This window comes from Streptomyces sp. NPDC054813, from assembly GCF_053611365.1.
The window spans coordinates 33,590-48,783 of record NZ_JBSHAF010000036.1 but is presented as its reverse complement, the minus strand read 5'-3'; the positions used below and the strand labels follow the sequence as shown (position 1 = coordinate 48,783).

13 protein-coding genes and 2 pseudogenes are annotated in these 15,194 nt (G+C 68.6%); 9 read left to right on the top strand and 6 right to left on the bottom strand.

Annotation, left to right across the window (positions count from 1 at the left end; translation table 11 throughout):
* Positions 1-39: 39 nt before the first annotated feature.
* On the bottom strand, positions 40-1,062 hold the full coding sequence (locus tag ACWGJB_RS44765; RefSeq protein ID WP_453385791.1) for a zinc-dependent alcohol dehydrogenase family protein: 1,023 nt from the start codon (positions 1,060-1,062) through the stop codon (positions 40-42).
* A gap of 114 nt (positions 1,063-1,176) precedes the next feature.
* Complete coding sequence (locus ACWGJB_RS44760; protein WP_453385790.1) at positions 1,177-2,445, bottom strand: MFS transporter; 1,269 nt, start codon at positions 2,443-2,445, stop codon at positions 1,177-1,179.
* A gap of 136 nt (positions 2,446-2,581) precedes the next feature.
* Between ACWGJB_RS44760 and ACWGJB_RS44755 the strand changes: the two genes are divergently transcribed.
* The 7 genes and pseudogenes from ACWGJB_RS44755 to ACWGJB_RS44725 all read left to right on the top strand — a co-directional run.
* Positions 2,582-3,490 (top strand): helix-turn-helix domain-containing protein, encoded by a 909-nt coding sequence (locus ACWGJB_RS44755; protein ID WP_453385789.1) that lies wholly within the window; start codon positions 2,582-2,584, stop codon positions 3,488-3,490.
* Between the two features lie 860 nt (positions 3,491-4,350).
* The gene (locus ACWGJB_RS44750; RefSeq protein ID WP_453385788.1) at positions 4,351-5,166 is read left to right on the top strand and encodes an oxidoreductase; all 816 of its coding nucleotides are present in this window, start codon (positions 4,351-4,353) and stop codon (positions 5,164-5,166) included.
* A 74-nt stretch (positions 5,167-5,240) separates the two neighbouring features.
* The gene (locus tag ACWGJB_RS44745) at positions 5,241-6,152 is read left to right on the top strand and encodes an alpha/beta hydrolase fold domain-containing protein (RefSeq protein WP_453385787.1); all 912 of its coding nucleotides are present in this window, start codon (positions 5,241-5,243) and stop codon (positions 6,150-6,152) included.
* A 73-nt stretch (positions 6,153-6,225) separates the two neighbouring features.
* Positions 6,226-7,239: an NADP-dependent oxidoreductase gene (locus ACWGJB_RS44740; protein WP_453385786.1), complete on the top strand. Its 1,014-nt coding sequence runs from the start codon at positions 6,226-6,228 to the stop codon at positions 7,237-7,239.
* Positions 7,240-7,348: 109 nt separating this feature from the next.
* Positions 7,349-7,939: a TetR/AcrR family transcriptional regulator gene (locus ACWGJB_RS44735; protein WP_453385785.1), complete on the top strand. Its 591-nt coding sequence runs from the start codon at positions 7,349-7,351 to the stop codon at positions 7,937-7,939.
* A 215-nt stretch (positions 7,940-8,154) separates the two neighbouring features.
* Positions 8,155-8,349: a transposase gene (locus ACWGJB_RS44730; RefSeq protein WP_453385784.1), complete on the top strand. Its 195-nt coding sequence runs from the start codon at positions 8,155-8,157 to the stop codon at positions 8,347-8,349.
* Between the two features lie 101 nt (positions 8,350-8,450).
* Positions 8,451-9,045: pseudogene (locus ACWGJB_RS44725) on the top strand (transposase); the annotation flags it as partial.
* A gap of 2 nt (positions 9,046-9,047) precedes the next feature.
* Here the strand turns inward: ACWGJB_RS44725 and ACWGJB_RS44720 are convergent.
* Both ACWGJB_RS44720 and ACWGJB_RS44715 read right to left on the bottom strand, forming a co-directional pair.
* A pseudogene (locus ACWGJB_RS44720) lies at positions 9,048-9,620 on the bottom strand (nucleotidyl transferase AbiEii/AbiGii toxin family protein); the annotation flags it as partial.
* A 5-nt stretch (positions 9,621-9,625) separates the two neighbouring features.
* Positions 9,626-10,021, bottom strand: coding sequence for a hypothetical protein (locus tag ACWGJB_RS44715; protein WP_453385823.1), 396 nt, complete (start codon positions 10,019-10,021; stop codon positions 9,626-9,628).
* Positions 10,022-10,130: 109 nt separating this feature from the next.
* Here ACWGJB_RS44715 and ACWGJB_RS44710 point away from each other — a divergent pair, with 109 nt between their 5' ends.
* Positions 10,131-10,661 (top strand): DUF6328 family protein, encoded by a 531-nt coding sequence (locus tag ACWGJB_RS44710; protein ID WP_453385783.1) that lies wholly within the window; start codon positions 10,131-10,133, stop codon positions 10,659-10,661.
* 211 nt (positions 10,662-10,872) lie between these two features.
* Here the strand turns inward: ACWGJB_RS44710 and ACWGJB_RS44705 are convergent, their stop codons facing one another.
* Together ACWGJB_RS44705 and ACWGJB_RS44700 are read right to left on the bottom strand one after the other, a co-directional pair.
* Positions 10,873-11,877: a YdcF family protein gene (locus ACWGJB_RS44705; protein WP_453385782.1), complete on the bottom strand. Its 1,005-nt coding sequence runs from the start codon at positions 11,875-11,877 to the stop codon at positions 10,873-10,875.
* Between the two features lie 875 nt (positions 11,878-12,752).
* A complete protein-coding gene (locus ACWGJB_RS44700) occupies positions 12,753-13,712 on the bottom strand; it encodes a GlxA family transcriptional regulator (protein ID WP_453385781.1) in 960 nt (319 codons plus the stop codon).
* A gap of 156 nt (positions 13,713-13,868) precedes the next feature.
* Between ACWGJB_RS44700 and ACWGJB_RS44695 the strand changes: the two genes are divergently transcribed.
* Entirely contained in the window at positions 13,869-15,134 is a 1,266-nt protein-coding gene (locus ACWGJB_RS44695) for an MFS transporter (RefSeq protein ID WP_453385780.1), read from the top strand.
* Positions 15,135-15,194: the final 60 nt, after the last annotated feature.

The following is a 15,194-nucleotide window of genomic DNA, read 5'->3' as shown; positions in this document are numbered from 1 at the left end:
TTGGGGTGGAGGGCGCGAGCGGGGCTGTCGGCCCGGTGCTCACAGGGTAAGCAGGACCTTGGTCGCGCGGCGCTCGTCCATCGCCTTGTAGCCCTCCGGGGCCTGCTCCAGGGGGAGGGTGAGGTCGAAGACCTTGCCGGGATCGATCTTCTTGTCCCAGATGAGCTGGATCAGCTCAGGGAGGAAGCGGCGCACGGGGGCGGGGCCGCCTTGGGTGTGGATGCCGGCGAAGAACAGCTCGATGCCGGGAATCTGGACGTCGTAGTTGACGCCCACGTAGCCCAGGTGTCCGCCGCCGCGGGTGGCGCCGACGGCCTGCATGAACGATTCCTGGGTGCCGACCGCCTCGACGACTGAGTGGGCGCCGAGTCCGCCGGTGAGTTCCTTGATCTTGGCGACGCCCTCGTCGCCGCGCTCTTCGACGATGTCGGTGGCGCCGTAGTAGCGGGCCAGCTTCTGCCGCTCGGGGTGGCGGGACATCGCGATGATGCGCTCGGCGCCGAGGTGCTTGGCGGCCAGGATCGCCATGAGGCCGACCGCGCCGTCGCCGACGACTGCGACGGTCTTGCCGGGGCCAGCCTCGGCGGCTACGGCGGCGTACCAGCCGGTGCCCAGGACGTCGGACGCGGCGAGCAGGGCGGGGATCAGCTCGGGGTCGGGCTGGCCGGGGGTGGCGACCAGGGTGCCGTCGGCCAGCGGGATGCGGGCCTTCTCGGCCTGGGTGCCGATGCCACCGTGGACGAACTCGGCGTGCACGCACTTGGACTGGAAGCCGGCCTGGCAGATCTCGCAGGTGTTGTCGGAGATGACGAACGAGCCGACGACGAAGTCTCCGGGCTTGACGGTCTTCACCGCGTCACCGACCTCTTCGACCACGCCCACGTACTCGTGGCCCATGAGCGTGTGGTCGGCGGCTTCGACGCCGCGGTACGGCCACAGGTCCGAGCCGCAGATGCAGGTCGCGGTCAGCTTCACGATCGCGTCGGTGGGATCGATGATCTTCGGATCCTTGCGCTCCTCCACGCGGACGTCGCCGGCGGTGTACATCACTACTCCACGCATCGTGGATCTCCTTGCTTTCATCGTGCGGGCACCTGAAGGCACCGGTTCGTGTTCAGGAAGGCACGGCGCTGCCGCGGCTTCCTCGGTTTGGAGAGCTCATGCGGTCGAGCCCGCTCAAAGGGCCGAAGTGTCCGGTCCCGGGTCCGGCATCACCACCGCCGAGCGACGGCGCTGGGTGAGTGCGATGGCGATCGTGGGGATCAGCGTGAGAGCCGCGATGGCGGTGCCGACGGCGGCGGGACCGGTGGCTCGCAGGGATGACTCCAGAGCGAGGCCCGCGATCCAGGAGCCGACGGCGGTGCCGAGATTGAATGCCGAGACGGTGAGGGCGGAACCCAGGGTGGGGGCCCGGCCTGCGAAGCGGACGCCGAGGGAGATCAGTACCGGGTTGGCGCCGAGTCCGAACAGCCCCAGCAGGGCGACCAGTACGATCGTGGGCGCGGCGGACCGGGACAGCAGGCACAGCGCCAGGAGCAGGATCGGGGTTGTCGCAGCGGCAGCGATGGTCGTCGTGTGCGGACGGTGGTCTCCCAGGCGGCCGCCCACGAGGAAGCCCGCCAGGGCACCGACGCCGAATCCGACCAGGACCAGCGGCACGAGGCCGGAGGCCAGCCCCGCCCGGTCGGTCAGCAGCGGCGAAATGTAGGAGTACGTCGCCAGCACGCCGCCCGTCGTGGTCGCGCAGGCCACGAGGACCAGCCACATCCGCCCCGAGCGCAGAGCGGACAGTTCGGAGCGGATCGACATCGCCGCGTGACTCACTTCGTCGTGCGGGACGTGGCGGGCGATGAGCACCATGGCGGCTGCCCCCAGGGCCGCGAGCGCCCAGAACGGGCCCCGCCAGCCCATGACCTGTCCGGCGAAAGCACCCAGCGGCACGCCGACGACGTTGGCAAGCATCGCGCCGGCGCCCACGACGCCCAGGGCGCGAGAACTCGAGACGGGGCCTGCAGCACGGGCGGCTACCACGTTGGCCACCGCCCAGAACGCGCCGGTCGCCAACGCGGTCAGGAACCGCGCGAGCAGCAACAGCGAGAAGCTGGAGCCGACGGCGACGATGACGTGCCCGGCCCCGAAGACCCCCAGCGCCAGGATCAGCGTCAGCCTCCGGGGAAGCCGCAACGTCAGCATCGCCATCAGCGGTGCACCGACGATCATCCCAACCGCGAAGACAGTGATCAACAGACCGGCCTGGGCCACGCTGACCTGCACGTCACCGGCAATCTCCGGCAACAGGCCCGCCACCACGAACTCGGTCGTGCCCATCAAGAACGTGCCCAGTGCCAGGACGTGGACGACGAGCGGAAGCCGGGCGGGCAGCTGCCCAGGGCCAGTGCCCTGCAGGGCGTCGGGGGCGTGGAGGGTGTCTCCTCGCGTCGTCATGCTTCATCTCCGCAGCAGGTCGAAATCGGGGGCGCATCCCACGAAACCGCTCCTGCCGCAGGCGCGGGAGGCCGGGTTTATAGGGGGGACAAGCTCAACCCCCTCCCTCAGCGGCTCGCGCCGTAGCGTTGAGCCCATGGAACGCCACCCCGACCGCCGCGCCGACATCCGTGACTTCCTCGCCACCCGGCGCGCCAAGATCACCCCGGAGCAGGTCGGGTTGCCCACCAGCGGCCGACGCCGGGTTCCGGGGCTGCGGCGCGAGGAAGTCGCCGTCCTCGCCGGCGTGAGCACCGAGTGGTACACGCGTCTGGAGAAAGGCCACATCAACGGAGTGTCCGAAGACGTCCTCGACGCGGTCGCCGGTGCGCTGCAGCTGGACGACGATGAACGCACCTACCTGTTCGACCTGGCCCGGGCAGCCCAGCCGTCCAGCCGCACCCCCCGCCGCCGCAAGGCCGTCGACGTACCGCCCCGCGTCCAGTGGCTGCTCGACTCCATGACACTGTCCGCGGGCCTCGTCACCAACGGCCGCCTCGACATCGTCGCCACCAACGCACTGGCCCGCGCCCTGTTCGCGCCACTGTTCGACAGCGAGACCACCGATGCCCGAGGCCGGCCGAACTTCGCCCGGTACTGGTTCCTCGACCGCGGGGCACCCGACTTCGTCGCCGACTGGGACGGCGCCCTTGGCGCCACCGTCGCCCTGCTGCGTGCCGAGGCGGGCCGCTACCCGCACGACAAGGCGCTGCGCGAACTGATCGGTGAACTGTGCACGACGAGCGCCGAATTCCGCACTCGTTGGGCCGCCCACGACGTGCGCATCCACCATGGCGGGGTCAAACAATTCCAGCACCCTGACGCCGGGACGGTCGAGCTCGTCTACCAGCCGCTGGACCTGCCCATTTCTCCACGCGAGGTCCACTCGCTGACCATCTACACGGCCGAGCCGGACACCCCCGATGAGGACCGGCTCAAGCTCCTCGCAAGCTGGGCAGCGACCAGGTCCAAGGAGATAAGCCCTACCGGTGACCGGGACTCTTGAACCCTGGACGTCGCCCAGAACTTCACAGCAGCGAAGCCGATGCGAGCCGGGCAGGCAAGACACCCAGGGCTATCAGCTCAGCAGCGGCCGCTGCCCGCGCCCAATGGCGGCCGGTGGCGGACGAGGGGCGCTGCGAGGAGACTGCCCATGGGAGGGCTGCATCACGTCTGATGCACTCCACAGGGTGAACAGGCGGACCAGCCCGTCTCAGGTTTGTGGCCGACTGGCCACCGGGTGGCCACCGGCCGTGGGATTTGGCCACCGAACTGAGATCCCACATGAGGGGGCTCGGGGCCTGTCATGGAGGTCTGTGTGACGCCGCGGAGCATCTGGTCGGGTGCGATCAGCTTCGGCCTGGTCACTTCTCCGAACTAAAAGCCGTCGCCGGGCTGTTACTGGCCCACCTTGACCAGTTCGCCTCAGATGCGATTCGAGCCGGTTCCCGGCTTCACGGAAAACGTGCCACGGCCCGGGGCGAGTTGCAGGCGTTTTTCGACGCCACGGACCGCCCGTAAGTCGCCGAACCACTCGTCCGCCAGCGTCGACCCTTCGGAGTGACGGCGTCAGCACGTGAAGCTGTGCGCGGCACGCCGGTGACCCGTCTCGCATCTCGTGCCGCTCGTGAGCGGTGCAGCATCCCGGCCCGGTGCCGCACGCACCTTCTCCGCGTGCCCGGACAGGGGGCACCGGGCCGTATCAGTGACCTGCCGCATTCGTCGCCCCCTGGTCTCTCCTCCCGCACCAGTAGCCGCAGGTTCCCGGTGATCGCCGAAGCCGCTCCTTGCCATCCGCGCCGTCCCGCCCATAGTCTTACGATCGTAAGATAAACGATCGTAATTCAATGATGCAGGGAGTCTGTGATGGCGACACATCGGCCGGTAGCACTCGTAACGGGGGCGTCGTCGGGGATCGGTAACACAACCGCTCGCGCCTTCGTCACAGCCGGGTTCGAGGTGATCGGAACCGGACGGAACACCTCGGGACTCACCCCGCCCGCCGGTGTGACCTTCCTCGACCTCGACGTGACCAGTGACGAATCCGTCGCCACCGCCGTCCAGGAAGTGATCAAACGGTTCGGACGGATCGACGTCCTCGTCAACAACGCCGGTCTCGGCTCGGCCGGCGCCGCCGAGGAGAACTCCGTCGCCCAGGCCCAGAGCCTCTTCAACCTCAACTTCTTCGGTCTGGTCCGCATGACGAAGGCCGTCCTGCCGCACATGCGCGCTCAGGGCCGTGGACGCATCGTCAACCTCTCGTCCGTCCTCGGCGTCATCCCGCAGCCCTTCATGGCCCTCTACGTCGCCGCGAAGCACGCCATCGAGGGCTACTCCGAGTCCCTGGACCACGAGGTCCGCGAGCACGGCGTCCGCGTCCTGCTCGTCGAGCCCGGCTACACCCGGACCGCCTTCGACGCCAATGCCGCGCAGCCCGACACCCCCCTGCCGCTGTATGCGGAGCGGCGGCGTGTCTTCGACGAAGTGGTCGCTGCGGCAATGAAGACCGGCGACGACCCTGCTGTCGTCGCCAAGGAGATCGTCACGGCAGCCACCGCCCCGAAGCCGAAGCTGCGCTACACCGCCGGACCGCTCGCCTCACGCATCACCACCGCGCGACGCCTCGTCCCTGCCGGGATCTTCGACAAGCAGATCCGCAGATTCAACCGGATGCCCGGCTGACGTCGCACCCGGCCCATCGACCTGCAGTGCGCGCGAGATGCGCGTTCAGCTCTGACCCGACAAGGAGCATCACCATGGGAATCAGCACGGAAGCACAGCAGTTCGCGCAGTTCCTCGAAAGCGTGCGCGCGAAGGCGTCGACACCGGGCCTCGACCTGGCCGTCGTCCGCGCCATCGTCGATACACATGCTTCGGCATCGACCGAGCCGGAAGGCGTCACCTACGCCGACGTGGACGCGGACGGCGTCCCCGCCCTGTGGGCCATCCCTGAGGGCGCCGACCCCGACAAGGCGCTGCTCCACTTCCATTTCGGCGGATCGGTCGCCGCCTCGATCACATCGGACCGCAAGGCCGCCGGCCACATCGCCAAGGCGGCCGGAGCCCGCTCACTCGTCGTGGGCTTCCGTCTGGCGCCCGAGCACCCGCACCCGGCGCAGATCGACGACGCCGAGACCGCGTACCGGTGGCTACTCGCACAGGGCTACGAGCCGCGGAACATCGGCAGCACCGGCCATTCCATCGGAGGCACCCTCGCGGTCGCGCTGCCGCTGCGCCTGCTCGCCAAGGGCGAGGCGGCCCCCGGGGCGATCATCAGCATCTCGCCGTGGACCGACCTCACCATCAGTAACCCGAAGGTGGACGAGAACCAGGAACTCGACAAGATGCTCAGCCGGGACATCCTCGAGCAGTTCCGAGCGGCTTGGCTGCAGGACCCCAACGTGGACTTCACCGACCCCGACATCAGCATCCTGAACGCCGACCTGACCGGTCTGCCGCCCACGGCCCTCCACTACGGAGAGTACGAGGCGCTTGCCGGCGAGGGCGCCGACTTCGGCCGCCGACTCGCCGACTTCAAGATCCTCTCCGAGGGCCGTCCGCTGCCCGAGGGACAGCACTCGTTCATCCTGGGCGCGGGGCGCGTGCCCGAGGTGGACCGGGCGATCGAGCAGATGGGCCAGTGGCTTCGACGGCACCTCGGCAGCTGATGTGGAAGCTGGCCTGACATGCGAATCGCCCGCCGAAAGGCAATCAAGAAGACCACGCAAAGGGATGGCTGACATGAAGGCATTCATCGTCGAGAAGTACGGCAAGGACGGCCTGCGCGCCGCAGACGTTCCCGAGCCCACCGTCGGCGACGGCGACGTCCTGGTCCGAGTGAGCGCCACCAGCGTCAACCCGCTGGACAAAATGGTCCGCAACGGGGAGTTCAAACGACTCCTGAAGTACAAGCTGCCCTTCGTGCTCGGCCACGACGTCGCCGGCATCGTGACGCAGGTCGGGTCCGCCGTGCGCGACGTGGCCGTCGGAGACGAGGTCTACGCACGTCCCCGCGACCTGCGGATCGGAGGCTTCGCCGAGTTCATTGCGATCGACCAGGACGACGTGTCACCCAAGCCGGAGTCACTCACGCTCCGCGAGGCGGCCGCGGTGCCGCTGGTGGCCCTGGCCGCCTGGCAGATCCTCGTCGACCGCGCCCACGTGAAGCCGGGCCAGAAGGTGCTCATCCATGCCGGTGCCGGCGGCCTCGGATCGACGGCCGTCCAGCTCGCCAAGCACCTCGGCGCCACGGTGGCGACGACCGCGAACACTGCTTCCGAGAAGCTGGTCAGGAGCCTCGGCGCCGACATCGTCGTCGACTACACCAAGGAGGACTTCTCGCAGGTGCTGTCCGGCTACGACCTGGTGCTGGACTCCCTGGGCGGGGCGAACCTCGAGAAGTCGCTGACCGTGCTGAAGCCCGGTGGCCTGGCCATCAGTGTCGTCGGCCCCCCGGACGCCGCGTTCGCCAAGCAGCTCGGCGCCCCATCCTTTCTGGGCCTGGTCATGAACGTGCTCAGTCGCAAGATCCGCAAGCAGGCCAAGGCGCTGGGCGTGCGCTACCAGTTCTTCTTCATGCAGGCGAACGGCACCCAGCTGCGCGAGCTCGCCGCCCTCTACGACAACGGACAGCTCCGCCCGGTCATCGACCGAACGTTTGCCTTCGACCAGACGCTCGAAGCGATGGCGCACGTCGAGCAGGGCCGCACCGTGGCCGGAAAGGTCGTGATCTCGAGGGCGCCCGACAACGACTGAAGGTGTGTCGGTACTCCAATACACCGTCGGCACACCATTGGAGTACGTTCGCAATCCAATATGATGGCGAAGCGCGGGTGACCCTTCCGGCGCACAAAGGAGCGAGCGCGTGCCGCGTTACGGGAAAGAGCACAAGCAGGCGACGAGGCAGCGGATCATCGAGACCGCCGGCCGCCGGTTCAAGCGGGACGGTATCGACGGCTCGGGCATCGCAACGCTGATGGCGGACGCCGGACTGACCAACGGCGCCTTCTACGCCCACTTCGCATCCAAGGACGACCTCGTGGCCACCGCGGTCGCGGACCAGTTGCGCGCGCAGTACGCGAACGTCATCGAGCAGGCGGCCCCCGGCATCGCCGGAGTCGAGCAGATCGTACGGTGGTATCTGTCGGCCCAGCACCGCGACAGTCCCGACGACGGCTGCCCCTCCGCGGCACTCCTCGATGAGCTCGGGCGCAGCGCGGCCGAGACCAAGCAGGCATACACCGACGGCGTGCTCGCCGTCATCGACGGTATCGCCGCTCGCCTGGCGCCCGCCGATCCGCGCTCGATGCACACAAAGACCCTCAGCGTCTACGCCATGATGGTCGGAACGCTGCAGCTCTCCCGCGCCCTGGCCGACCGGCGACTCTCCGACGAACTCCTCGACGAGGGCATCCGCAACGCCCTCACTCTGCTCGGCGTACAGGAGTCCCGCTGACGCGCCGCAGCACCACCCGGCAGCCTCGACGAGCAGCTCCACACCACGCCCCGGCCGAGCGTCTGCCGCTTCGGCGGGGCCCTTCTTGTCCTCCGCCGCGCCCTGCGCCGCCACCGCACGGATGTCACCCTCCCGGGTGACGATGAGCATGGGTCCTCCACCTTGATCGTGGACACCTCGACACTGGATCTTGAGCCCAGGGAGAGGAGTCCCAGGTGGGGACCTACAATTGCTCGGCGGAGTTCCGGGCCGACGCGGTGGCGTTGGCCCGTTCGTCGGGTCGGCCCGTCTCGCGTATCGCCGCCGAGCTGGGTGTGAATCACGAGACGCTGCGGCAGTGGACCAAGACGGCGGAGAAGGCCGCGTGGATCAGTTTCGGGAGGGACGCGGAAGGCGTACCTTCCCGATGATCCTTTGATGGTCTCCGGGTAGGCCCGCGTTACAGCGCGGGTCGGGAAGGCACGCCCGTGTCGCGCGTAGTCACCGACGACGGCTCCACCCAGTCCGGCCCCTGATCGACGAGATCGTCCGCGAGGGCGCCCGCCGGATGCTCGCCGCCGCCCTGGAAGCAGAAGTCAACCAGTACATAGTCGAGTTGGCGGCCGAGGCAGATGAGGCGGGCCGCCGCCTGGTCGTCCGCAACGGCCACCACCGGCCCCGGACCGTAATCACGGCGGCCGGTCCAGTCGAGGTGAAGGCTCCGCGGGTGAACGACCCTCGCGTCGACGAGGCCACCGGTGAACGGGAGGCGGTTCTCCTCGAAGATCCTGGCCCCGTGGTGCCGCACATCCCAGATGATCTCCGAGGTGCTGCCACTTCTGTACCTGCACGGCCTGTCCTCGGGGGACTTCATCCCGGCCCTGGAGCAGTTCCTTGGCGGCACCGCCGGCCTGTCGTCCGCGACCCGGCTGACGAAGCAGTGGAGCGACGACCACGCCGCTTTCCAGGACCGGGACCTGTCCGACCGCGACTTCGTCTACGTCTGGGCCGACGGCGTGCACCCCAAGGTCCGCCTCGGCCAGGCCCACTCGTGCGTCCTGGTCCTGCTCGGTGACCGCCTGGACGGCACCAAGGAGCTGATCGCGCTGGCCGAGGGCCTGCGCGAGTTGTCGGGGAGGCCGTAGGCGGCGAAGGCCTCGTCGTCGGTCCATTCGGCGCCGGTGAGGTTGGCCTGCAGGTCTTCGGGCTCGAAGCGGCCGCGGGCGTATCGGCGGCCGAACTCCTCGAGGTCGGTGTTGCTCCAGCGGTGGGACGCGGCGAATACATCGATCAGGTCGCGGGGTGCTCCGCGATCGGCGAGGGCGCGGACCTTGGTTCCGATCACGTCCTCTTCTGCGAGGACGGGTCCGTAGGCACTGTGGTCGATGGGGCGGGAGAAGATTTCCTTGAGGACGTCGACCTCGCACTCCTGGCCCGTGGCCGGGTCGGTCACGGTGAAGTGGGCGGACAGCGGGGCGGTCTCCAGGGCCTGTACCTGCCAGCCCCGGCTTTCGAGGCCGGCGCGCAGCGCAGTCGCGATGTCTGCCATGGGTGCCGGGTTCTCGGTGGCGACGTCGAGGTCCTGGCTGGGACGGTTCGCGAGACGGTGTGCCCGGACGGCGTATCCGCCGGTGAGGACCAGCGGGTAGGGGGCGCCGAGTGCGATCACGTCCGCCAGGAGCCGCGCGTGCAGCTCGGGCATGTCTGTCACGCGGCTGCCCGGGCACGGGAGGTGAGGGGCGGGAAGGCGTCCTCCCATACCGTGCGCACGCTGCGTCCGACCAGGGTGCGCAGCACCGGCCACAGCTCAAGGAGCAGGTCCTGGTCGAGGTAGCGGGGCAGGTCCTCGCGCAGGCCTTCGTGCAGGACGGTGCGGTACAGGCCCATCCGCTGGCGGGGCTTGCTCAGTTCGAACGAGGTGATCCCCGACCACGCCACGTGCAGGGGCAGTTCCACCACACCGGTCGTCGGCCCGTTCAGCTCGTCTAGCGATGTCGGAAGACGCCGGCGAAACTTCTCCCGGTACAGCGCGAGATCATCGGCCCCCGCACCCGAAGCAAGGTGCGTTCCGGACGCTGCATGCTGCGGTGAGCTGCTGGACAGGCCTCGAATATCGCCGTCGGAGAACCGCAGCGGGACACAGACGGCGATACACGGGACACGTGATCTTCCGTTCCGCGGGCATCCGACCTCCACATCAAGGAGGTTGTCCATGACTGCCACGCCGGCCGAGAGACAAGCGCCGACGCCGCACGGCGCGCAGCCCGGAAGCGAGGAAGACGCCCACGAGAGGGTCAACCGACGCTGGGCGGAGATCCTGCAGGAGACGCGCGTGGCCCAGACCGGCGTGCAGATCCTCTTCGGCTTTTTGCTCAGTGTCGCGTTCACTCCTCGCTTCGGTGATCTGGGCGCCTTCGACACGTCCGTCTACGTGCTGACGGTGATTCTCGGGGCGGCCGCGACCGGCGCTCTCATCGCACCGGTCTCCCTGCACCGGCTGCTGACCGGCGAGCAGATGAAGGACGATCTGGTGGCCGTCGCCGGGCGTCTGATGGTGACCGGGCTCGTTCTTCTCGCGCTCACCATCAGCGGCACGGTGCTGCTGATCCTCCACGTCGTACTGCCCGATCAGCTTGCCGAGATCCTCGCCGGCGGGGTTCTCCTCTGGTTCGCCCTGTGCTGGTACGCACTGCCCCTGTGGCTGAAAAAGCGCGCCGAGCGCCGGCACCGGACGTCTGACTGACGCGTGCCGCGTTCCGTCCCAGGACGCGCGGCCACACAGAACGTGGATGCCCGCCGCGCGGTCGGGCATCCCCGTCCCGCCGGCCGGGGATGCCTCACGGACCACGGCTGGGAGAGCGCCCCACCCGCCCGGTGCCACGCTCCTCACGGCCGAGTGTGCCCGCGTGTGCACCTGGCGCCCCTGCGGAATGGGTGTGGACCCGACGGTTCGATCAGTGGAGCAGGTACAGGACAACCCCGCCGAGCAGCAGTACGAGGCACACAGTCAGATTCGTGCGCCAGTAGGTGACGCACAGCGCGACGAACTCGCGGATGGCCGCACTCGGCCAGAAGTAGGCGGCGGTGCGTGATCCCACGACGTTGCCCCTGACGCCCTCCCGGCGCGCGGTCACCGCGGCACGGAAGACGTGGTAGTTGCTCGTGACGATCACACACCGGTACCCCGGGCGCGCCTCCTCCATGATCTTCCTGCTGAACCGCAGGTTCTGCTCGGTGCTCGTCGAGCGGTCCTCGCACGTGACGGACGTGGAGGGGAAGCCACGATCGACGAGATAGGCGGCCATGGCATGCGACTCGGGGAGTTCCTCGTCCGCTCCCTGGCCTCCGGAGGCGAGAAGCACCGGATGACCGCCGCGCGCGGTGATCCTCTCGTGCACGGCGCGCCCCCGCTCCAGCCGGTGCGCCAGCAGCGGCGGCACCGTGGAACCGCCCGTGAGTCCTGACCCGAGTACCACCACGAAGTCCGCTTTGCGGTTGAGCGGCAGACGCCCGTAGACGAGGGCGTATCCGAGGAAGCAGAGGAACAGAAAGCCGGTGTATCCGGCGACGGCGGCCGCCACAGCGGCTGTGGATGTCAGGACAGGATCGCGCACGGCCACCGCCGCGGCCACGAGCGCGAGCAGCGCCATCAGGCCGGCACCAGAGAGCAGTGACAGCAGATTGCCCAGGCCGAAGCCTTCCCTGCGGACCATGCCGACGCCGTTGACGAGCAGGAAGCAGGCCAGGGTGACAATGCCCAGCGCCACCACGGCGGCCAGGACGACGGAGATGTTCCTGGCGAGTTCGGGTTGTCGTTCCGCGAGGACCAGCAGCGAGCCGGCCAGAGCGAACACGAGGGACAGGCCGAGCAGGACGGCGTTGCCGACCTTTCGCCGCTCGCGCACCACTTTTATGCAGAACAGAAGAAACACCACGGCCGCCGGGACGTAGATCAGCATGCGGCACATCGTATGCAGGAGCCCGCACGGCAATGTTCCCGAGGCGCGGAACCGGCGACGCCCAGCGGGTCCGGGACGGGCGTCCCGGACCTGGGCGCCATCCCCGCGTCACCGCGGGGTTCACCTTCACGGTCGAGACGGCGGAAGGGCACTCGAGGGGTGCCGCGACGGTCGCCGGAGACGCGACGCGATCGCCGCGCCGTGCTCCACGGCCGCCTCGGCGATCGCAGGCGCCGCCCGGCGGCGCGCGGTGACGCTCGGAGGGGGGCCTGTTGGTGTACGGGTTCGCTGTTGATCTGGGGTGTTGTTCGTTCGCTGAGAGGTGGGGCAACCGATTTTGGTGGCGGGATGGGGGTGTGTGAGCTGGGGTTGTTGGCTGTATGTGGAGGGGGAGAGGCGGCATGTTGTGGGTAGCTCTGGCGTGAAAAGGCTCGATGTGTATTTGTGCTGGTGAGGGCTGGGGTCGGGTCCGGCCTGGAGGGTGTGGAGGTAGTGGTCGCCCAGGAACGTGGTGTGGGTGATGTGCGCGTGCCATCCCGTCGTGGCGGCGTCGGCCGCGGTCAGGGTGAGGGCTGCCCGCCCTCCCCCGGAGGAGCGCCGACCACCCTGAACAGCCGCGCCAGCCCGAGCCGCGCTTGGTCCCGTAGCGGGCGTCGGGGTCGTAGGGCGAGGAGAGCCGACGTCTGGCTGGCGGGAGGTCTTTGCTCTCCCGCCAGCGACTCCCTCGCCGTCGCGGTGGTACTGCTCAACCCAGGCCCGGCGCAGGACCTGGACGGCGGGGACCTCTCGCAGCCAGCCCGGAGTGGGCTTCCAGGGTGAGCTGGTCCCGCCGTGGAGGGCAGGTCAGGGAGCCGCAGAGCGCCAGGAGCTCCCGCTCAAGGAGTCGGAATCGTCCGGCCGGAGAACGCGGCCCGATACTCGGACGGCGACACGTCGAGGATTCTCCGAAAATGCAGGCGGAGGTTGGATCCGGTTCCCAATCCGACGCGCTCGGCGATCTGGTCGACCGGGAGCTTCGTGGTTTCCAGGAGCGCTCGGGCAGCATCGACCCGAGCGCGGAGGACCCACTGCAGCGGCGTCTCGCCGGTCTCCTCGGCGAAGCGGCGCATGAAGGTGCGCAGCGACATCCGCGCGTGCGTCGCGAGATCGGTGACCGCGAGCGGTTCGTGGAGGCGTGTCAGCGCCCATTCCCGGGTCGCCGCGAGTGTATCGCCCTGCGGTGCCGGACTGCTTCGGGGAAGGTACTGAGCCTGGCCGCCGCTCCGATAGGGCGCCGTCACCAGACGGCGGGCGATCTCGTTCGCCACGCTCACGCCGAGGTCGCGCCGGACGATGTGAAGGCACAGGTCGATACCTGCCGCGACACCGGCTGATGTGAGGACCGAACCCTCGTCGACGAACAGAACATTGGGCTCCACCACGATGTCCGGATGGCGCAGCGCCAGCGTCTCCGCTGCGTCCCAATGCGTTGTCGCGCGCCGCCCTTCCAGCAGACCTGCGTCGGCCAGGGCGAACGCGCCGTAGCAGATCGATGCGATACGGGCTCCTCTTGAATGCGCCCTCCGAAGCGCTTCGTGCACTGCGGCCGGGATCGGCCGGCCGACCGGCGCGTAGCCGGGGACGATGATGGTGTCCGCCTCGGTCAGCGCGTCGAGACCCTCCGGCACCGTGTACCCGAAACCTTCACTGGACGGCACCGTCCCCGCAGCGACGCCGCACACGGTCAGCTCGTACGGGAGTCCGTTACGCGGATGGAACACCTGGGTCGGGATGCCGACGTCGAGCGGGAGCGCCCCATCCAGCACAAGCACCATCACCTGGTGTGAACTCACCATCGTCCATCTCCTCGGCTCACGGCGCTCAATCCCCTGCGGCAGAATCCTCGCACATATTGGCATTCTTGCCACTGGAGGGTGTCGTTCAGCCGCTCGACACTGAGTGGGCCGTCCAGTCGGGTTCGGTCCTATGTCGAGTGGATAGGGGTTGGTTCCATGCCGCGTCCAACGGTTCCGCCGGTCGTTGCCTTCGTCGCGTCGGCTATCGCGTTCATGACAGTGATGGCCGCCGCGGGAGCACCGAGCGCCCTGCTGGTCGTCTACCAGCAGCACTGGCATTTTTCCGACAGCGAACTGACGGTCGCGTTCGCGATCTACGCCCTCGCGCTCCTCCTCGCGCTCCTCGGCATCGGTTCCCTGTCGGATCGAATCGGTCGCCGTCCGGTACTCATCGCGGCCCTCGCACTTCAGGCGGTTGCGATGGTGGTGTTCCTGTTCGCCCCGAATATCGGCGTCATCATCGTCGCGAGGGCGCTGCAGGGCTTCGCGACGGGAGCGGCCACGAGCGCGTTCAGCGCCTACATCCCCGAGGTCGCACCGGCGGCACAGAAGAAGGTCGCAGCACTGGTCGTGAGCATCGCGTCCGTCGCCGGTCTCGGCATCGGTGTCGCCCTCACCGGCGTCGCCATCCAGTTCGCGGCAGCACCCGCCGCGGTCGTGTTCGGAGCCGCACTCGCGATTGTCGTCATCGCCATCGTCGTGACAGCGGCCTCGCCTGAGACGGTCGGCGAGCGTCAAGGCATCGGCGACGCCCTCGTGCCACGCATCGGCGTTCCGTCTGCGGCCCGGACCGCGTTCGCTCGCACTGCCCCAGGAATGATCGGGGTCTGGATGTCGGCCGGGCTGGTCCTCGGCCTCGGGGCGTCGATCGTCCATCAAGCCCTGCACATCACCAGTGGAGCCGCCCTCGGCCTGGTGGTCGCCGCCCAGCCCCTGGCTGCGGCCGTCTCCGCGCTCGTACTTGGGCCGCTGATGCCGCCTCGGCGGTTCATGTTCGCCGGATATGTAGCCGTCCTCGCCGGTGTGTCGCTGGAGGCGTGCTCGTTCGCGGCGGGCCTCGCATCGCTCATCATCTGCGGCGCGATCATCGCCGGCCTTGGCTTCGGCGCCGTCTTTTCCAGTTCGCTCGGGTTCCTTGTTCCGCTGACGCGCGCACAGGAGCGCGCGATGCTGTTCTCCGCCGTCTACGCGGTCGCTTATCTCGCGTATGGCATCCCTACTATTGCGGCCGGCTTCCTCAGTGACGCCATCGGTTTGGTGCCCGCAGCAATCACCTACGCCGCCGCAACACTCGCCGTAACAGCCGCTGGACTGATCGTCTCGCTGACCCGGACCGGATCGATGTCGAGGGACGCTCTGTCCGGCGGCACGCAAGAAGCACAAGCCCACGACGTGCGAGCGTCCACATCAAGCGCGGCCTAGCTTGACTCTGTCGGGGATCTTGGGTTGTCGAGGTCAACTGCCAAGGATTCGCCAGGACTT

Bases quoted from the DNA above. Each gene is read 5' to 3' on its own strand.
- ACWGJB_RS44765 (WP_453385791.1), bottom strand. From the start codon at position 1,062: ATGCGTGGAGTAGTGATGTACACCGCCGGCGACGTCCGCGTGGAGGAG.
- ACWGJB_RS44760 (WP_453385790.1), bottom strand. From the start codon at position 2,445: ATGACGACGCGAGGAGACACCCTCCACGCCCCCGACGCCCTGCAGGGC.
- ACWGJB_RS44755 (WP_453385789.1), top strand. From the start codon at position 2,582: ATGGAACGCCACCCCGACCGCCGCGCCGACATCCGTGACTTCCTCGCC.
- ACWGJB_RS44750 (WP_453385788.1), top strand. From the start codon at position 4,351: ATGGCGACACATCGGCCGGTAGCACTCGTAACGGGGGCGTCGTCGGGG.
- ACWGJB_RS44745 (WP_453385787.1), top strand. From the start codon at position 5,241: ATGGGAATCAGCACGGAAGCACAGCAGTTCGCGCAGTTCCTCGAAAGC.
- ACWGJB_RS44740 (WP_453385786.1), top strand. From the start codon at position 6,226: ATGAAGGCATTCATCGTCGAGAAGTACGGCAAGGACGGCCTGCGCGCC.
- ACWGJB_RS44710 (WP_453385783.1), top strand. From the start codon at position 10,131: ATGACTGCCACGCCGGCCGAGAGACAAGCGCCGACGCCGCACGGCGCG.
- ACWGJB_RS44705 (WP_453385782.1), bottom strand. From the start codon at position 11,877: ATGCTGATCTACGTCCCGGCGGCCGTGGTGTTTCTTCTGTTCTGCATA.
- ACWGJB_RS44700 (WP_453385781.1), bottom strand. From the start codon at position 13,712: ATGGTGAGTTCACACCAGGTGATGGTGCTTGTGCTGGATGGGGCGCTC.
- ACWGJB_RS44695 (WP_453385780.1), top strand. From the start codon at position 13,869: ATGCCGCGTCCAACGGTTCCGCCGGTCGTTGCCTTCGTCGCGTCGGCT.